At 31.7% G+C, this 20961-nt stretch carries 9 protein-coding genes and 1 other annotated feature; all 9 genes read right to left on the bottom strand.

Features of this window, described 5'->3' with window-relative positions; genetic code table 11:
• Positions 1–18: 18 nt before the first annotated feature.
• Positions 19–684 (bottom strand): methionine ABC transporter permease, encoded by a 666-nt coding sequence (locus BN3265_RS01145; RefSeq protein ID WP_058989745.1) that lies wholly within the window; start codon positions 682–684, stop codon positions 19–21.
• Complete coding sequence (locus tag BN3265_RS01140; RefSeq protein ID WP_058989744.1) at positions 671–1699, bottom strand: methionine ABC transporter ATP-binding protein; 1029 nt, start codon at positions 1697–1699, stop codon at positions 671–673. Before BN3265_RS01140 ends, BN3265_RS01145 begins: the two co-directional genes overlap by 14 nt.
• A gap of 1 nt (position 1700) precedes the next feature.
• Entirely contained in the window at positions 1701–2909 is a 1209-nt protein-coding gene (locus tag BN3265_RS01135) for a M20 metallopeptidase family protein (RefSeq protein ID WP_082664079.1), read from the bottom strand.
• 61 nt (positions 2910–2970) lie between these two features.
• Positions 2971–3194 (bottom strand) — a binding site (T-box leader).
• Between the two features lie 269 nt (positions 3195–3463).
• Positions 3464–5284 (bottom strand): glutamine--fructose-6-phosphate transaminase (isomerizing), encoded by a 1821-nt coding sequence (glmS, locus tag BN3265_RS01130; protein ID WP_058989743.1) that lies wholly within the window; start codon positions 5282–5284, stop codon positions 3464–3466.
• Between the two features lie 351 nt (positions 5285–5635).
• Entirely contained in the window at positions 5636–9169 is a 3534-nt protein-coding gene (gene nifJ, locus BN3265_RS01125) for a pyruvate:ferredoxin (flavodoxin) oxidoreductase (protein WP_058989742.1), read from the bottom strand.
• A gap of 96 nt (positions 9170–9265) precedes the next feature.
• The gene (locus BN3265_RS01120; protein ID WP_058989741.1) at positions 9266–10489 is read right to left on the bottom strand and encodes a dicarboxylate/amino acid:cation symporter; all 1224 of its coding nucleotides are present in this window, start codon (positions 10487–10489) and stop codon (positions 9266–9268) included.
• Between the two features lie 255 nt (positions 10490–10744).
• Positions 10745–12268 (bottom strand): ATP-binding cassette domain-containing protein, encoded by a 1524-nt coding sequence (locus tag BN3265_RS09420; protein WP_148362998.1) that lies wholly within the window; start codon positions 12266–12268, stop codon positions 10745–10747.
• A 178-nt stretch (positions 12269–12446) separates the two neighbouring features.
• Positions 12447–18884 carry an SHIRT domain-containing protein gene (locus BN3265_RS09385; protein ID WP_094777018.1) on the bottom strand — a complete coding sequence of 2146 codons (6438 nt, stop codon included), beginning with the start codon at positions 18882–18884 and terminating at the stop codon, positions 12447–12449.
• Between the two features lie 458 nt (positions 18885–19342).
• Entirely contained in the window at positions 19343–20959 is a 1617-nt protein-coding gene (gene groL, locus BN3265_RS01105; RefSeq protein ID WP_058989740.1) for a chaperonin GroEL, read from the bottom strand.
• Positions 20960–20961 lie beyond the last annotated feature (2 nt).

Raw genomic sequence — 20961 nt, 5'->3', positions numbered from 1 at the left:
CATTTTCCTCCTATATTTTTAATGTGATGTTTTTTTTATGATTAAATTGGCGATGCCTTGGATGGCATAGACAATGATCAAAATAACTATTACCGATATAATAACTACATCGTTTTTGTATCTGTTGTATCCGACTGCTATAGCAAGATTTCCTATTCCTCCTGCTCCGATTGTTCCAGCCATTGCTGTAAGTCCCAAAAGTGAAATTAGGGTTATGGCTGAGGCTCTTACAAGTGATGGTAAGCCTTCTCTTAAATAAACTGCTGTTATAATTTCAAATGGTGAATTTCCCATAGCTTCCGCAGCTTCTATTACTCCTGGATCAACTTCTGCAAGAGCTTGTTCAACTTGCTTTGCAAAAAATGGCACGCAAGAAAAAACTAAAGGTACGATTGCAGCTGTTGGTCCAATTCTTGTTCCTACAATTAAATTTGTCAAAGGACTAATTACTGCAAGTAAGATTATGAAAGGAACCGCACGGAAAAGATTTGTTATCTTATCCAAAATGCTATAAACTTTTTTGTTTTCCAAAATTCCTCCATCGTTTGTAACAACGAGTATTACTCCTATTATTAGTCCAAAAATTCCTGAAAATATCGCTGATAAAAATAGCATATAAAATGTAAGACCTATATCTTCAAAAATCCTATCTTTTATTGAAAGTGCATAATTAAAGTATTCCATTACTATCTCCTAAAATTTGTACATTAGTTCCACCAGCTATCAAATATTCAATAGCCTTGTCAATATTTTCTCCTTCGTCTTTGAAGGTTACTATAAGATTTCCAACTGGAACATTTGTAATAAATTCAATATTTCCTGCCAAAACATTGGTCTTAACATTAAATTTCTCAAAAATTTCATTTATTACAGGTTCTGTTGTCGCCTCTCCAACATAGGAAAGTTTTACTAAAAATTCACCTTTTTTCAAAACTCCCAGATTGTTTTTAACTTCCTCTAGAGTTTGGTTTACATTTGTTGAAGTTTCTACGAAATCTTTTGTAAGTTTGTGTCTTGGATTTGAAAATATTTCAAGGGTTGATCCTTCTTCAATCACTTTTCCATCTTGCATTACAGCAACCTTATTGCAAAGATCCTTTACAACTTCCATTTGGTGGGTGATTATTACAATTGTTATTCCAATTTTTTCTTTAATCTCTCCCAAAAGTTTTAAAATTTGCTTGGTTGTTTTTGGATCAAGAGCGCTTGTTGCCTCATCACAAAGTAAAATTTCTGGATCTGAAGCAAGGGCTCTTGCTATGGCACATCTTTGTTTTTGACCACCAGATAATTCTCTCGGATATGAGTCAGCCTTATCTCCAATTCCAACCAAGTCCAAAAGCTTTTGAGCCTTTTTTATTTTTTCTTCTTTTGAAAGATTTTCCTTTCTTATAGGAAAAATTACATTATCAATTACTGAAAGGTTGTTCAAAAGATTAAAGTGTTGGAAAATCATGCCGATTTTTTTACGTCTTTTCCTCAAATCTTTTTGAGACAAGTCCAAAAGATTTTCTCCTTTTATTAAAACCTCTCCCTCTGATGGTTTTTGCAAAAGATTTATACATCTTACAAGAGTTGATTTTCCAGCTCCGGAAAATCCAACTATACCAAAGGCATCTGCCTTTTCAATTTTAAGATTAACTCTATCAACTGCCTTGAAACCATCAAAGTCTACGCTAATATTTTTTAATTCAATCATCTTATCTTCCTTTTCTATCAAAATTTATCAAAAAATTTAAAGCACAAGCTAGTCCATAATAAAGACCGTCGTTGTCAACATCAAATTTTTCAGTATGAGCTCCAGCTCCACATCCTTTTTCTTCGTTTTTTACACCAATTCTTACAAAAACACTTGGAGCAATTTTTCCATATCCATAAAATGATTCAGATCCAAAAGAAACTTCTTTATCAACTCTTGAATTTGGTAAAATTTCTTCCAAAGAAGATCTTACAAATTCTGAAAGATTTTCATCATTTGAAACGGGATAGGCAACAACTCTTGTATAATCGTTAAATTTAACCTTGCAACCATAAATACTTGCAGTTTTTTCTGCTATATCTTTTAATTTTTCCAAGGCTTTTTCTCCAACCTCATCTTCAAAAAATCTCAAAGTAGCCTTTAAATTCGCCTTATCAGGAATAACATTTGAAGCAAAGCCTGCATTTATTGACCCAATTCCCAAAGTTACGATTTCATTTGGATCAAGTCCGCTCGCCCAAGTTTGGTTAAGATTATTTATAATAGCTACTAGGGCATTTATTGGAGAAGTTGATAAATCAGGTCTTGAACCGTGACCGCCTTTTCCGATTACATCAAAATCAACTCCTGCACAACCTGCGTTAACTTTACCTTTGGAAATTGCAATTTTTCCTGTTGGGATTTGATTATCAACATGGTTTCCATAAATTGCATCAAATTTTATATTTTTTAAATGATTAACCATTGCATGGATTCCAGCTCCTGTTTCTTCGCCTTCTTCAAAAATAAAATAAAATTTTCCATTTAACTTATCTTTAAGTTCGCTTAGAATTTTTGCACTTGTAAGAGCAAGAGCCATGTGAAAATCATGACCACAAGCATGCATTACGCCAGGATTTTTTGATATAACTTCCTTTTTTCCTTTTAGATTTTCTTCATTTTCTAAAATTGGAAGAGCATCTATATCAGTTCTTAGTCCCAAGATTTTACCTTGTTTTTTTGTATCAAGAATTGCCACAAAACCTGTAGAATTTTCAACTTCTTCTATTTCTAAGCCAAGTTTTTTGCACTCATCTATTAAAAATTTGCGAGTTTCAAATTCCTTACTTGAAAGCTCTGGATATTCATGTAGGTAATTTTTTATTTTTTTGGCAAAATCCAAATTTTCCTTTACCAAATTTTTTATCTCTTCTGTACTTATATTTATCATTTCAAAAACCTTTCTTTCCTAAATTGAGCAAATAAAAAAGTCCTTACTGTAGATAAACTACAATAAGGACGAAAATTTTCCGCGTTACCACCTTTTTTGCACTAAAAAATGCCACTTCAGATACTATCATATCCTAACTCTGTAACGGGAGTTCCCGTATAAATCTAAATATCGACTTATCCCATCTGAGACCATCTTCATCATACTTTTTATTTACCCCTCTCAGCTTAACAGGGCTCTCTGTAAAATAATCCATACGACTACTCTTCTCTTTATCTGGTTTTTTTTAATCTCTTTGATAAATCAATAATACTATCATTTAAAAATCCTGTCAAGTATTTTTTTAATTTTTATTAATTAATTTAGTATATTATAAATAAAATCCCGTATATTTCAAGCTTTTACTAATAAATATTAAAAATAATTTATTGGGAAATTTATAGAAAAATCGAAATAAAAAATATTTTAAAATAAAAAAAGAAGCCCTAAGGCTTCTCATGGTTTTGGTAAAATAAATTCATTTATAATATACTATATTTAATTATTTGTGCAAGTTATTCTACCGTTACTGATTTCGCTAAATTTCTAGGCTTATCAACATCAAGTCCCTTGGCACATGAAACATAATATGCCAAAATTTGTTGAGGAATGACAGATAAAACTGGATAAAGTGGATCAATTGTTTGTGGAAGTTCGAAATTAAAGTTGGAAATTTCTTTCAAATGATCATCTTTTTTTGAAATTGCAAAGATATTTGCCCCCCTTGAAATAATTTCTTTTACATTTGATATGGTTTTTTCCATTATATTTTTTTGACTTGCAACTACAACAACCGGTGTTCCTTTTTCAATTAAGGCGATGGTTCCGTGTTTTAATTCTCCTGCCGCCAAGGCTTCTGAATGAATGTATGAAACTTCTTTTAGTTTCAAAGATCCTTCGATTACAGATTTATAATCAAGACCACGACCTATATAAAACATAGAATCAAAATCTTTTATCTCTTTTGCGTAAGTTTTTATTTTCTCGCTCTCACCCAAAATTTCCTTGATTTTTTCAGGAATTTTTTTCATTTCTGAAATTATTTCCTTATATTTTTTTTCATCAACTGTTCCAAGTTTTAAAGAAAAATCAAGGGCAAGCATGTAAAGAGAAATAATTTGTGTTGTGTAAGCCTTAGTTGATGCAACTGCAATTTCTGGTCCTGCATAACAATAAATTGTTTTGTCAGCCTCCCTATCAAGAGATGAAGCTACAACATTTGTCAAAACCAAAGTCTTTGCACCATTAATCTTACCAAGTCTTAAAGCTGCAAGAGTATCAGCAGTTTCTCCTGATTGGCTTACCAAAATTATCAAGGTATTTTCATCAATAAAAGGATCATTGTACCTAAATTCACTTGCTATGTCGCAAATTACAGGAATTTTCGCAAATTTTTCCAAGGCGTATGCCCCAACAAGACCAGCATGATAGGCAGTTCCGCAAGCAACTATATAAATTTTCTTGAAATTTTTAATCTCATCAAGAGAAAATGAATTTTCTTTAAAATCAACCCTATCGCCAGTCATTTTAAATCTGATTGTATCTGCAATTGCCTTTGGTTGGTCAAAAATTTCTTTAATCATAAAATGATCAAAGCCTTCCTTGGTTGAATCTTCAAAAGAGAAATCAACTTTTGAAATTTTCCTTTGAATTTTTTGGAAATTTCTGTCATAAATTGTAAAAGATTCGCCCTTAATATCAACCAAATCTCCATTTTCAAGATAAATTACATCTTTTGTATATTTTATGATTGAAGGAAGGTCGCTTGCTGCAAGGATTCCCTCATCAGTTATTCCCAAAACAAGAGGACTTTCCTCTCTTAAAACTATAAGTCTATCACTTTCGTCTTGGCATAAAATTCCAAGAGCAAAAGATCCCCTCAAATCATTTTTTGCTTTTTTTACAGCCTCTAAAATATCTCCTTGGTAATATTTTTCAATCAAAACTGCAATAACTTCTGTGTCAGTATCAGACTTAAAGCTGTATCCTTCCTTTTTGAGATTTTCTTTTAGTTCATTATAATTTTCAATAATTCCATTGTGAACTACAGAAATTTTCCCATTATTTGAAAGATGGGGGTGAGAATTTATATCTGAAGGACCTCCGTGAGTTGCCCATCTAATATGGCCAATCCCTATATTTCCCTCTATAGGATTTTTTGAAAGCTCATCTTTTAAAACTTTAACCTTACCGCTTTTTTTGACAGTTTTAATTAAACCCTGATCAATAAGGGAGATTCCCGCCGAATCATATCCCCTATATTCAAGCCTTTCAAGACCATCCATAATAACTTCTCTGGCATTAAGCCTTCCCTTATAACATACTATTCCGCACATAGTATCCTCCTAATATTAAATTTTAGAGGTATCACTTTATTTACTTTGTCATAAGAATTGCTTCTTATTTTTGTTAAATACTGAGCCTGTGAAAGCTATGGAGCACCCGCCGAATTTTCGATAACTCCATTCCTCGTCATCCCAATGGGATCTGGCGCTTACTATACTTTTACCTCGTTTTTTAATTATACATTAAAAATATGAAATAAAAAAGTATAGAAAATATTAAATTTTGGCATAAATTTTTAAAATTTTTTCAAAAAATTATTTTAAAAATAAAAAACCAGACTTATATAAGCCTGGTTTTATAAAACACTTAGTGATTCATATGCTATTTTTAGGATTTAATTTTTATTTATTTTCCATTTTTTTGTAAGATTCTAATCTTTCTTTTGCAGCTTCTTCAGCTTCTGCATATAATCTATCTGCATCTTCTGGGAAGGCTTTTTTGAGGGAAGCGTATCTTACTTCACCTTGTAGGAATTCTTGGAAAGATTCTGTAGGATCTTTACTATCTAATGTAAATGGATTTTTACCTTCTTCTTTAAGAAGTGGGTTAAATCTCCATAAGTGCCAATATCCACTTGCTACAGCTTCTTTTTCTCTTCTTTGAGTTTTACCCATTCCTGCTTTTAGTCCGTGGTTTATACATGGAGCGTAAGCAATTATTAGTGATGGACCATGATAGCTTTCCGCTTCTTTTATTGCTTTTAATGTTTGAGCTTGGTTTGCTCCCATTGCAACTTGTGCAACATAAACATAACCATAAGTTGTCATCATTAAACCAAGGTCTTTCTTTCTAACTTTTTTACCACTTGCTGCAAATTTTGCTACAGCTGCAAGAGGAGTTGCCTTTGAGCTTTGTCCACCTGTATTTGAGTAAACTTCTGTATCAAATACGATTATATTAATGTCATCGCCACTTGCAAGAACATGGTCTACTCCAGAAAATCCTATATCATAAGCCCAACCGTCTCCACCGTAGATCCAAACAGATTTTTTAACTAAATAATCTTTTAGATTTTTAATTCTTTCGATAATCTTGTTAGCTTCTTCATTGTCAGTTTCATTTGCTATTAATGATTCAATTTTTATAGCAGCTTTTTTGCTTTCTTCAAAATCATCATTATTTTCTAACCATTCGTTGAATGCATCGTTTAGTGGTGTAGAAACTTTTAATTCTAAGAATTTTTTCATAAGAGTTTCTAGTAAGAATTTATTTGATTTTGTTGCAAGAAGCATACCATAACCATATTCTGCTGCATCTTCAAATAAGGATGATGCCCAAGCTGGACCTTCTCCGTTTTTATTTGTACAGTATGGCATTGATGGAACTGATGATCCCCAAATTGATGAACATCCAGTTGCGTTTGAAATAATTTGATGGTCACCATAAAGTTGGGTGATTAATTTTGCATATGGAGTTTCTCCACAGCCTGCACATGCACCTGAGAACTCAAGTAATGGTTGGCTAAATTGTGAATTTTTAACATTTGTTGGAGCTATTTCGTCATCTCTGTATCCAACTTCGCCGTGAGCAAATTCCCAATTATCTGCTTGTTTTTCAATTTGTTCATCTATTGGTTTCATAGCTAAGGCTTTCTTTGGAGCTGGACATACGTCAACACAGTTTCCACATCCCATACAATCATATGGTGAAACTTGGATTCTAAATTCGTATCCTTCAAGTCCCTTGCCTATAGCTTTTTTAGTTTCAAATCCTTCTGGTGCTTTAGCTTTTTGTTCTTCATCTAATAAGAATGGTCTAATTGTAGCGTGTGGACAAATGTATGAACATTGGTTACATTGGATACAATTATCTATATTCCATTCTGGAACAAATAAAGCTATACCACGTTTTTCATATCTAGAAGTTCCTGACATGTATTGACCATCATCATATGGTAGATATGTTGAAACTGGTAGGTCATCTTCATGTAAGTTTATAATTGGTCTAACCATGTTTTGGATAAAATCTGGTTCATTTTCATCTGCACCTTTTCTATCATCTTCTAGGTTTTTCCATTCTTCTTTAACTTTTATTTCTTGTAATTCTTCACTTGCGCGGTCAACTGCTTTGTTGTTCATATCAACAATATCTTGACCTTTCATTCCGTAAGATTTTTCTATTGAATCTTTTAGGTATTTAATTGCATCATCTATTGGTAAAACTTCTGATAGGATGAAGAAAGCAGTTTGGATAACCATGTTTGTTCTATGTCCAAGGCCTACTTCTTGAGCTATTTTTGAAGCATTTACTGTGTAGAATTTAATATTTTTATCTGCAATTTCTTTTAATAAATAATTTGGAATGTGATCTTCTAATTCATCTTCTGACCAAATTGTATTTAATAAGAAAATTCCGCCTTCTTTTAAGTTTTTAACAAGGTCATATTGTCTTACATATGCTTGTGGTGAACATGATACAAAGTCAGCTTCATCTATAAAGTAAGCAGCATGGATTGGATTTGGTGAAAATCTTAAGTGAGACATTGTTAGACCGTTAGATTTTTTAGCATCATAGTCAAAATATCCTTGAGCAAACATATCAGTATTATCACCAATAATTTTGATAGCAGATTTATTTGCACCAACTGTACCGTCTCCACCATTTCCCCAGAAAATGCAACGAGTTGTTTTTCCATCAGAGATTACGAAACTTTCATCAACATCAAGTGATGTGTGAGTTACGTCATCATTAATTCCAACTGTAAAGTGATTTTTAGGATCTTCCTTTGCTAGGTTATCAAATACTGATTTTATATGAGCAGGTCTTGTATCTTTTTGTCCAAGTCCATATCTTCCTGCAATTATTTTTGGATTTCTATCAGAATCTGCGAACGCTTCCAATACGTCTAAGTATAGAGGTTCTCCAGCTGAGCCTTTTTCTTTTGTTCTATCTAGTACTGCAATTCTTTCAACTGTTTCTGGAATCGCTTCTAGTAGGTGTTTAGTTGAGAATGGTCTATAAAGATGTACTTTAACAAGTCCAACTTTTCTTCCCTCTTTGTTCAACTCTTCTACTGTTTGTTGAATTGTATCAGTACCTGAACCCATGGCTACAATTATATCAGTTGCATCTTCTGCACCTTCATAATTAAATAATGAATAATTTGTTCCAATTTTTTCATTGATTTTATTCATATAATCAATAACTATTTCAGGAAGTCCATTGTAAGCTTTATTTTGAGCTTCAGTTCTTTGGAAATATCCACTCTTTTCAAATACACCACGCATAGTTGGTCTGTGTGGATTTAATGAATCCTTTTTAAAATCGTCAATTGCTTTCCAATCAACCATATCTTCAAATTGGTCATAATCCCAAACATCAATTTTTTGGATTTCGTGACTTGTTCTAAATCCATCAAAGAAATTCATAAATGGAACTCTTGCTTTTATAGCTGAAAGGTGAGCTACTGGAGAAAGATCCATAATTTCTTGAACTGAACCTGATGCAAGCATAGCAAATCCTGTTGCTCTTGCTGCCATTACGTCTTGATGATCGCCATACATGTTGATTGAACATGTTGATAGGGAACGTGCTGCTACGTGGAAAACTGCTGGAAGTCTTTCTCCTGCGATTTTGTACATATCTGGAATCATTAGTAATAGTCCTTGGCTTGCTGTATATGTAGATGTCAATGCTCCAGCTGCAAGGGATCCGTGAACTGCTCCTGCTGCTCCTGCTTCGTGTTGCATTTCTGTAACTGATACAGGATTTCCAAATAGATTCAATCTTTCATTTGCTGCCCATTTATCAATAAATTCTGGCATTGGTGAAGATGGAGTTATTGGATAAATAGCTGAAACTTCACTAAAAGCATAAGAAACATGAGCTGCTGCTGTGTTACCGTCCATGGTAACTTTTCTTCTCTTTATTGTCATAAAAATTACTCCTTTTTAATAAATTTTCATATTCTTTCTCTTAAGATCATAAGCTCAAAAATAGAACTCAAAAGAGTTCTATTTTTTATTGCTTTTTTATTGCTTAACTAATTCGTCAATATATTCTGCATTTGCTGCTGGATCTAGTTTAAATCCTGAGATTTTATTAACTATACAAGCTATAGCAGCATCACCAGTGATGTTACATGCTGTACCAAATGAATCTTGAGCAACATATAATGCGATGATTAAAGCTGTCATAGGTTCTGTAAATCCAAGCATAGATTGAAGAATACCTAATGCTGCCATTACTGCTCCTCCTGGAACTCCAGGTGCTGCTACCATTGTAACACCTAGCATAAGGATGAATGGGAACATGTGTTGGAATCCTACATCTGATCCATTAAGCATAAGAATTGATAATGAACATGATGTAAGAGTTATTGTTGAACCTGATAAGTGGATTGTTGCGCAAAGAGGAATTACAAAGTCTGCTATACCTTTGTTTACACCTAGTTTATAAGTTTGGTTAAGTGTAACTGGTATTGTTGCTGCAGATGATTGTGTTCCTATAGCTGTCATGTAAGCTGGAATCATAGTCTTGATTTTTGAGAATGGACTTCCACCTGACATTGAACTTGCTATTGTAAATTGTGCAGTTATTGTTAGCCAGTGAAGAATCAATACCATGATAAATACTCTAGCAAATACTGATAATACAACTGCTACAGTTCCTTCATAAGCCATGTTTGCAAAAATACCACAAATATGGAATGGCAATAATGGAATTACAACTTTTGAAATCAATCTTGTAATTATGTCAGAAAATTCGTGAACTGCTTTTTTTAGCACTTCAGCTTTAGCTGCTGCTATACCAACACCCAAAATAAATGAAATTATAAGAGCTGTTGTTACAGAAAATACTGGATCCATTGGTGATTCAAATATTTTTTCTAGAGCTTTTCCTGAGTTCTTCTCTGGGTCAAATGAAATTGCTCCCTTTTTAATAAAAGTAGGAAGAACTGCACTACCTACAAAATATGTAATGCTTCCAAAGATAATGGTTGACAAATATGCAATACCTGCTGTTATTGCGAGTGTCTTTCCTGCTGAATCTCCTAGATCTGCTATACCTGGAATTACAAATCCCATAATAATTAGTGGAATAACAAATCCTAAGAAGTTGCCAAATAGACCATTAAAAGTAATTAGTATTCTAACTAAGATCTTTAAAACGTCAACTTTTTGACCTGCAAGTCCAATTAGAATACCTAGAATGATTGCAATAATTAGTCTTGGCAATAAACCTAGTTTCTTCATTTCTATTTTTCCTCCTTGAAATGAATTATATTGATCTTAAGATCATCTAAATAATATCAGTTTTTTTATTCTGTGTCAACATTTTCATAGTTTATTTTAATTTTCTTTTCATATTATTTTAATCAGGTTAATATTTTGTTAAATCCCCTTAAATCAAATATTCTAATTGATAATAAAAATCTATTATTTTGATTTTTTTACGCCCATTTTTAAAGATTTATTTGGTATTGTTTTCCTAATTTTTAAAAAAATTTTCTAGATATCTATAATTTTATCAAATTTATTCAATATTTCCTCATCAATTTTATGACTTATTATAATAACAGTTTGGTCTAGTGATAGAAGTTTTTCCAAAACTTCTTTTGAATTTTTTCCATCAAGGGCAGCTGTTGGTTCATCGTAAATCATTATTGCCCTAGTTTCGATAAGAGATCTTAATAGACTTATTCTCATCATCTCTCCACCAGATAATCCCTCGTTTTTACTTATCTTATCGCTCAATTTTTTATCTATATTAAAAACAGATAAATCAATTTTTTTGTCCCTTTTCTTTCTATAAAAATTTATATTATCTTCCAAACTCCCGTCTATTATATTTGGTTTTTGGTCAACATATAGAATATAATCCCTATAATCAAAATCTTTAATATTCTCACCATTTAGAAATATTTCTCCCTTATTAGGAGAAATTTCTCCACATAAAATTTTTGCCAGGGTTGATTTTCCCTTGCCAGATTCTCCCCTAATTAAATACTTATTTCCATAAGAAAAATCAAAATTAAAATCATCAATTATTTTTTTATTTTCGTATGAAAAAGAAATATTTTTGGCAGAAAGATTTATTGGGTAAGATAAGTCCAAAGATTTTTTCTTCATTTCTTTTTGATTTAAGATATTTTTAATATTTTCATAGATAGGTTTTGATTCATTATACATAGAAATAAATGAAGATAAGCCTATAACCGGATCAACTATATAATTCATAAGTTGCACTACAGAAATTATAGAACCAACTTCAATTTCTCCCCTAAAAGCAAGAAGACCACCAAAAATAAAAATCAAAAAATATGAAAGAGAACCAAGACTTTGGGAGGATATATTAGAAAATGTATTGATATTTTTTAAATCTTTTCTGTTTTTTTCATGGTCAAATTCAATCCTGCTTTTTTCATCAATCAGCTTATCTTCAACCTTATATCTCAAATATTCATTTTTTTGTTCTAATTTTCCCCCTATATATTTTTGATAAAAATCATAAAATTCGTTAAATTTTCTGGATTTCTCTTGAATATTTTTTCCTAGAAGTAAAGGCATCAATATAGGTAAGCTTGCTCCAATTATTGCGACAGGTAGGAGTTTGAAATTAATATAAATAATAGAAATTACAGCAAAAAACATGGTCAAAGCTAGATTTATGGCATTTATTTTTACCATAAATCGATTGGCATATAAATTTTCAATGTTGGTTGTATAATTTGCAATATTTATTTCCTTATTATTTTTCAAATCCTTTTTAAAAAGTTCATTTTTTAAACCAATAAATTTTTCCATCCCCAGCATATAATTAAGTCTAAAGGCTAAATTTGATGAAATAAAATTTATCAAAACTAAAAATCCTAATTTTATAAGGTTACATTTAAATTCTCCCATATTCAAATTTGAAATTGAAGTTACAACTTTCCCCATAAAAATCCCAATTAAAGAAAGACTTGATGATGTGAAAATTAACATCAATATTATAAGCAAATAAGTTAAAAAAGATTTTGATTTGTTTTCCATAAATTTTTCCTATTATTAAATGTAAATATTTCTATTATTCTACCCATAAATTTTTAACTTTATAAAATATTTTCAATACAATAAATTGAAAAAGACGAGAAAACAAATTTCCTCGTCTTTTTTTATCTTGGGAATTTATAAAATTCCTTTTTTCTTATTAAAACTTATTAGCAATGTTTTATTGTTTATTCTTTCTGTTTTTGTATAAAGCAAAAGCAGAACCCATTAATACAAGTATTACATTTGTAGAACCTGCCACACCCGTACTAACATTTGATTTGCTAATAGCACGGTTTACTTTGCTTCCAATTGAAGTGCTTGTACCAGATTTTGTATTTGGTACAAATTTCCATTTTCCTGTAAAACTTATATCACCGTTTTCGATTGTACCACTTTCCTTATCATATCCTTCAAATACCCAAGTACCATCTTTTACTTTAACTTCTAATTTAGAAGGTTTTGTTGGTGTTACTTTACTACCATTTTCCATTCCATCTAAATCTTTAGGAAGAAGATCTAAAACTTCTTTTGGAAGAGTTTTACCTGGTGTAGTTGATTCGAATTTATGAGTTACTTTGTATTTATTTTCTGTAGATGAAGATTTCTTCTTGTAGATATGAACAGTATTGCCGTCTTTATCTGTTTCGGTTTTTACAAACTCATAGCCTTTTATATCTTTATTAGGTTTTTTACCATCTTCACTTTCTGCGATAGTATTACCTTTTTCGTCTACGAACTTAGTAACTACTTTTGAAGTATTTTCTTTCTTCTTGTAGATATGAACAGTATTGCCGTCTTTATCTGTTTCAGTTTTTACAAACTCATAGCCTTTTATATCCTTATTAGGTTTTTTACCATCTTCACTTTCTGCGATAGTATTACCTTTTTCGTCTACAAATTTAGTAACTGCTTTTGAAATATTTTCTTTCTTCTTGTAGATATGAACAGTATTGCCATTTTTGTCTGTTTCAGTTTTTACAAACTCATAGCCTTTTATATCTTTATTAGGTTTTTTACCATCTTCACTTTCTGCGATAGTATTACCTTTTTCGTCTACGAACTTAGTAACTACTTTTGTTGGATTAGGTTTCTTTCTATAAACATAAATTATATTTCCCTTATCATCAGTTTTTGTAGTTATTATTTCATATCCTTCGATATTTTGGCTTGGATTTTTTCCTTTTTGAGTTTGAGCAATTTCATTTCCATTTTCATCAACAAACTTAGTCACAACATCTTCGATAGGTTTAATTACTTTCTTGTAAATATGAATTGTATTACCATTATTATCTTTATTTGTACTTACATAAACGTAACCTTCAATATTTACTTGATTTTGTGTTCCTTCTTTTGGAGGAAGTAGTTGATTTCCATTTTCATCAATATATCTAGTTTCAACTTTTACTGTAGGAGCAGTTTTTTGATAAATATGGTTAATGTTACCTTTATCATCTTTTTCGGTTCTTACAAATTGATAACCTTCTATAGTTGATGCAGGATTTTCTCCAGCTTTATCAGCTAGAATTTGATTTCCTTCAGTATCAAAATATCTTGTTTCTACACCTTCAAAAGGTGTTTTGCTGTAAGTGTGAATGGTGTTACCATTATTATCTTTACTTGTTCTTATATAGTTGTAACCATCTATAGCTACTGAACCTTGTTCTCCTTGTTTAGGAGGAAGTAGTTGATTTCCATTTACATCAACATATCTAGTTTCAACTTTTGGAACAGGTGCAAGTTTTTGATAAATATGAACTGTATTACCTTTTTCATCTTTTTCGGTTCTTACAAATTGATAACCTTCAATAGATGATGCAGGATTTTCTCCAGTTTTATCTGCGAGAATTTGATTTCCTTCAGTATCAAAATATCTTGTTTCTACACTTGGACTAGGTGTTTGTTTAAATCTATAAACATGAACTACATTACCATCTTTATCATTTATAGTTTTAACAAATTCATAAGCAGGAATATCTTTTTTAACTTGCTTTCCATCTTCATCCTTAGCAAGAGGATTTCCATTTTCATCTACGAATTTAGTAACTATAGATGGACTAGGGGTAGTTTTCTTCTTGTAGATATGTTTTGTATTGCCTTTTTCATCTTTTTCGGTTTTTACAAATTCATATCCATCAATCTCTTTCTTAGGTTGTTTACCATCTTCCTTAGGAGCAATAGTCTTACCATCTTCATCGACATATTCAGTAACTACAGCTGGTGTAGGAGTAGTTTTCTTCTTGTAGATATGTTTTGTATTACCTTTTTCATCTTTTTCGGTTTTTACAAATTCATATCCATCAATCTCTTTCTTAGGTTGTTTACCATCTTCCTTAGGAGCAATAGTCTTACCATCTTCATCGACATATTCAGTAACTACAGCTGGTGTAGGAGTAGTTTTCTTCTTGTAGATATGTTTTGTATTACCTTTTTCATCAGTTTTTGTTTCTACAAATTCATATCCTTCGATATCTTTTTTGTCTTTTGTTCCATTTTCTTTTGGAGCTATAGTCTTACCATCTTCATCAACGTATTCTGTAACTACTTCTGGAGTTGGTTTTACTTTCTTATAGATATGTTTTGTATTACCTTTTTCATCAGTTTTTGTTTCTACAAATTCATATCCTTCGATATCTTTTTTGTCTTTTGTTCCATTTTCTTTTGGAGCTATAGTCTTACCATCTTCATCAACGTATTCTGTTACTACTTCTGGAGTTGGTTTTACTTTCTTGTAGATATGTTTTGTATTACCTTTTTCATCAGTTTTTGTTTCTACAAATTCATATCCTTCGATATCTTTTTTGTCTTTTGTTCCATTTTCTTTTGGAGCTATAGTCTTACCATCTTCATCAACGTATTCTGTTACTACTTCTGGATCTGGGTTAAATTCCCATGTTCCTATTACTTTTTCGTCTTGGTTAGAAATTGTTACTGAATCTTTGTCGTATGATTTGAATTTCCATGTTCCTTTGTTTGCTTCATCTCTAAATGTAGCGTCATCGCCTGTTGGAACTGGGGATGTTACTGTATCGCCTTTTACTTTGCCTGTTGCGTCTTTTGGTGCTTTTGCTTTTAATGCTTCTGGTAAATCTACACCTTTTGTTCCACTTACGTATTCGTATGTTACTTTGTGTTCCTTTGGTGTGAATTTCCATGCGCCTTCGAATGTTACATCTTTTCCATTTACTTTTGCATCTACTGCTTCTGTATCTGGATTTTGATCTTTGTAGCCTTCGAATGTCCATGTTCCATCATTTTCTTTATCTTCTACTTTTGTTTTTTCTGGCTCAGTTGGTGTTACAGTTTCTCCATCTTTAGCTGTTTTATCAGCTGGAAGTTGGGCATCAACTGCTGTTTTAACTTCAGCAGGCATTTCTTTTACTGGAGAATCTTTTGCAACTTTAAATTCGTGTGTTACTTTAAATTCATCTTTTACAAAATTAGCTGTAAATGTAAGTGGTTCTGTGATTACTGCTTGTTTTAATTGGTCTTCAGTAATTTTTTCTCCAGCTTTTATTTCTGTTCCATCTGATAATTTAATAGGCTTATCAGCTGTCCAGTGGCTAAATTTATATCCATCATTTGCTTTTGTTTCGGTTCCTTTTGGATTTGATTTAAGTTCGACTTCTTCTTTTGTTTTATCTACAAAGTTTTCGCCTTCCTTAACTTGTCCATTTCCATCAGTTGTGTAATTGATGATAGGAGCCCAGATAGCATAGATATAATTATTTTTATCTTCTTCTAGTTTGTTGACATTGACCTCTTCGCCTGCTTGGAATTCAGCTTTTGTTGCAGCTTTATCTCTACTCCAACCTTTAAAGGCATATCCTTCACGGCTGTATTTAAGATTATCATCTTTATCATTGTCTAGGACTTTATGGAAGTCTTCTACAACTATTTCATTAACTGTATATTGACTACCTTTACCACCGTTTGGATCATATGTTACCTTTGTAAGTGATGAATCTTTTATTTCTTTCCATTGAGCGTAAAGAGTTTTATTTTTATCCATTAGGACAGTTTCGCTTGGTTTAATTAGTCCGCTTGAACCATCTTTTGTTTCACTCCAACCTACGAAAACTTTTTTGCCACCATTTACTTTTACATTTCCAATATCTTGAACTTGTGCTTTGGCATCAGTGATATAAGAGCTTGAATCTGTTGGAGCAGTTCCTTCAACTTTGTCAGTCTCAGGCAAGTTCAAATCGTATGTTAATTTTAAATAATCATATTTCCACTTAGCATATAAGTGAGTATCATTATTTTTAATTTGTTTGTGAAGATTTGCTTTTACAAATCTACCATTTTTATTTTTCTCATACCAACCTAAAAATTCTGTTGCGTCTTTTGGTTGAATTGGTTTAGGGAAATTCTCTTCGCTGACTTTTTCATCTTTATATTTTCCATCGTAAAGACTGTCATCTTCAGGAATTTCACTTATTTTTTCTATATCTTTTTTATAGTCATCTTGGTTGGTGTGGAAGGTTACTTCATATTTACGAGAATCCCATTTTGCGTAGACTGTAATGTTATGAGCAGGCATTTTTGCTCCAGCTTCATGTTTGTGTTCTACGTTAAATTCTGAGTCATCATACCAACCTTGGAATACTTGACCTTTAGAATTTGTAGTTTCTCCTTTTACATAATCAAGTCCAAAATCGCTTGTATCAGCTTCATATTTGTATGGTTTTGAATCTAATTTTTTACTTCCAGAGTAATAATTTATTTTATAAGTTTTGCGTTCGTAGAATAAGAAACCTACATAAGAGCCATCTTCTATATATGGTGTTCCTGTGTAGTTTTGATAATTTCCTACATCTTTTCCTGCAGCAAACATATAATCTCTAAAGGCTGGATTGTTTACATTTATTGATTGCAAGCCATCACTAGACATATCTCCAGTTTTAGGCTCAAATCCTTCTATGTCATCTACATGGTCAGTTTCATCTACCCAAGAAAATGTTGGATTTAGTTGCCTCATTCCTTTGTATGGCTCATGGACTCTAGACTTGCCTCCGTTATAATGATAGTACCACTCAGAGTTTTGGAAGCTTACTCTTTTACCAATTTCTTTCATGGTTCCAAGAGTAGATTGCAAGGTTGCAAGACTTGATTTATTTATTTGTGCATTAAATTTACTTGGATCCCATTCAACAAAGCGTAGTTGGTATTTTGTACCCTCAGCATAAACTCTATACATGTAGATGTCTTTATCACCCATTGCTGGTGCTCTAGTATAGAAAGAACCTATACTTTTATCCATATAGTAAACATATTTGTCATCGAGATTTTCAAACCATTTTTCAGAACTTTGACCGTAACGCAAATCTACTTGAATATTTCCATTATCATCTTTGGCATTGACCCAATTAGGTTGATAATAATCAATTTTATTTTCATTTTTAAGGACCGATATAGTATGAACATTTCTATCCATATAGACAGGTACAACTGTGCTGCCATCAGCTTTTATTGTTTCAAAAGCTTGTTTTGTTTTTTCTTCGTTTAAATGGAAACCTAAATAATCTAGGGTTTGAGGATTAGTATATGTGTGATCCATTTGTCCGTTTTTGTCTTTACTATTGTAGCCATCGCTAAAGCGGCCATCTTTTTTTGATAGCTTACTAATATCTTCAACTATTGGACCAGTTGGGGCTACCTTAGGATCTGGATTTTCACTTCCTTTAAATGGTAGGCTTGTTTTTTCTCCATTAAGTCCTCTTGCTGATATTATTCCAAGGAAGGTGTAGCCGTCATCGTCAATATTTTGGGTCATAACCTTAAATTTATAGTCAACTACAACTGGTTTCCATACAGCATACACAGTAATGTCTTCGTTTAATTCTAAAGTATTAAGGTCAACAGGATCTCCATCTTTTTTCAAAGACCAATGGCTAAATTCATAGCCTTCTCTTGTAGGATTTTCTGGCAATTTCTCAAGCTTGCCATCATCTTTTGCAAATATTTGGTCTTGGTAGCTTGCGCCGTCTCCTGTTATAAATGTTGCCTTGTTTTTAGACTCTGTAATTGCATAGAGTTTAATGTCAGTTTTTCCTGCTGCAATATCTTTTTTCAATGACTCCTCATCATAAACACCAGATTTTCCATCTTTTGATGTTGACCAATTTACGAAGTATTTATTAGCATCATAAATTGTAGGATCTTCTGGTAGTTTATAAGAATAAGCATCACTGATGGTGTCAGTCATATAAACTCTATCATTTTTATCGCCAACTATATAGTAGGTTATTACTACTTGATCTTTGAAAACTGGGTAAACATTAATTATTTTTTTGTCGTCACCTTTAATCTCTATTGGCGTATCAAATTTAATTTCATTTCCATCTTCATCTTGCCATTTTAAAAAGACTTTATCTTTGTCTTTAAATACATGACCAGGATCAGAAATTTCTTTTCCATCAAGAATTATTTGTTTTTGTATCTCTTTTGCTGAATCTTTTTTTTCTATTGTGTCATTATAAAAATGATACTCATTGATTCCTTGTTTTGGTGATAATATATTGGCATAGCCTAATTTAATACCAGCTAAAACTACAAAAGCAATAGCAATTAATACAGAAAACAAAATCTTTCTTGGATTTTTATTCTCCCTACTCATAATTCTCCTCTTTTTAATTAGCAGAAATCACAAATATAAGTCAAATTTGTGTTTCAGCTAGATTTGTAAACGTTTTTTAAAAAACATTTAACGTGCAACACTCTTACAAATTTAAAATGAACTGATATTTACCTCCTCCCGTATAAATCTACTTGTTTTTGAATATTTTTCACAAGAAATTTTTTTAAAATTTTATTAGCTTGTAAAAAATTATTATATTTTGTTCATTTTCTAAATTATACCATATTTTGAAATTTTTTTATACTAGATAATTAGCTTATTAAATTATTTTTTTTACTTATTATAGTATTGTTAATAAATATAAATCAATTGTAAATTATAAGCTTTAAATTTCAAAAAACATTTTTATTTTAATGCTTAAAAAATTATAATTTTAATTTTAAAAATAAAAAAACTCTTGCAAAACAATATTATTGTCTTGCAAGAGCATATTTATATTAATATCCCATTGGCATTTGTGGTGGCATTTCTGGTTTTTCTTCTTTTATATCTGCCACTGCTGCTTCTGTTGTTAGAATCATGCTTGCTATGCTTACTGCATTTTCTAGGGCTGATCTTGTTACTTTTGTTGGTTCTACGATTCCTTTTTCAAACATATTTACATATTCATCATCGTAGGCATCGTAACCATTGTTTTTGTCTGATTTTTTTACATTTTCAAGTACAACTGATCCGTCCATTCCTGCATTTTCTACGATTTGTCTTAGTGGTGCTTCTAGAGCTTTTTCTATTATTTTTGCTCCTGTTTTTTCGTCATTTTCTAATTTTTCTTCTAAAGCTTCTACTTTTTTGATTGCTTCTATTAGAACTGTTCCACCACCTGCAACTATTCCTTCTTCTACTGCAGCTCTGGTTGCTGAAAGAGCATCTTCGATTCTGTATTTTTTATCTTGCATTTCTGTTTCTGTTGCAGCTCCTACGTTTATTACTGCAACTCCGCCTGCAAGTTTTGCTACTCTTTCTTGGTATTTTTCTTTGTCGTATTCTGAATCGCTTGCTTCGATTTGACCTTTGATTTTTTCTACTCTTTCAGTTAAGGCTTCTTTGTCGCCTTTTCCTTCTACAATTACTGTGTGATCTTTGTCAACTTTAACTTTTTTAGCTGATCCAAGATCTTCTATTGTAGTTTCTTTTAATTCCATTGATAGGTCTTCTGAAATTACTTTTGAACCTGTAAGAATTGCTATATCTTGAAGCATTTCTTTTCTTCTGTCGCCATATCCTGGTGCTTTTACTGCAACTACGTTGAAGGTTCCTCTTAATTTATTTAGAACAAGTGTTGTTAGAGCTTCTCCGTCTACATCATCTGCAATTATTAATAGTGGTTTTGATGATTGAACAATTTCTTCAAGTAGTGGTAGGATTTCTTGAATACTTGAGATTTTTTTGTCTGTTACAAGTATATATGGATCATCAAGATCTGCTACCATTTTCTCATTGTCGGTTGCCATGTATGGGGATAAATATCCCTTGTCAAATTGCATTCCTTCTACTACGTCAAGGTAGGTGTCTGTTGTTTTGGATTCTTCTACTGTGATTACTCCATCATTTCCTACTTTTTCCATAGCATCTGCAATAAATTTACCAATTTCTGGATCTGCTGATGAGATTGTTCCTACTTGTTCGATTGCTTTTTTATCTTCTACTTCTTTTGAAGATTCTTTGATGTAGGAAACAACTTCACTGCTTGCTTTTTTTAGACCCTTATTTAAAACTACTGGATTTGCTCCTGCAGCTAGATTTTTAAGTCCTTCTTTTATAATTGCTTGGGCAAGAACTGTTGCTGTTGTTGTTCCATCTCCTGCTACGTCATTTGTTTTTGTAGCAACTTCTTTTACAAGTTGGGCTCCCATATTTTCAAATCTGTCTTCAAGTTCGATTTCTTGGGCGATTGTTACACCATCGTTTGTTATAGTTGGTGCTCCGTATGATTTATCTAAAACTACATTTCTTCCCTTTGGTCCAAGTGTAACTTTTACAGCATTTGCTAATTTATCAATTCCTCTTTCAAGACCATCTCTTGCATCTTTTCCATAATTTATATCTTTTGCCATAA

Origin of the sequence: Anaerococcus rubeinfantis (assembly GCF_001487145.1) — a bacterium.
Taxonomy (GTDB): domain Bacteria; phylum Bacillota; class Clostridia; order Tissierellales; family Peptoniphilaceae; genus Anaerococcus; species Anaerococcus rubeinfantis.
This window is presented reverse-complemented; position numbering and strand designations above follow the sequence as displayed.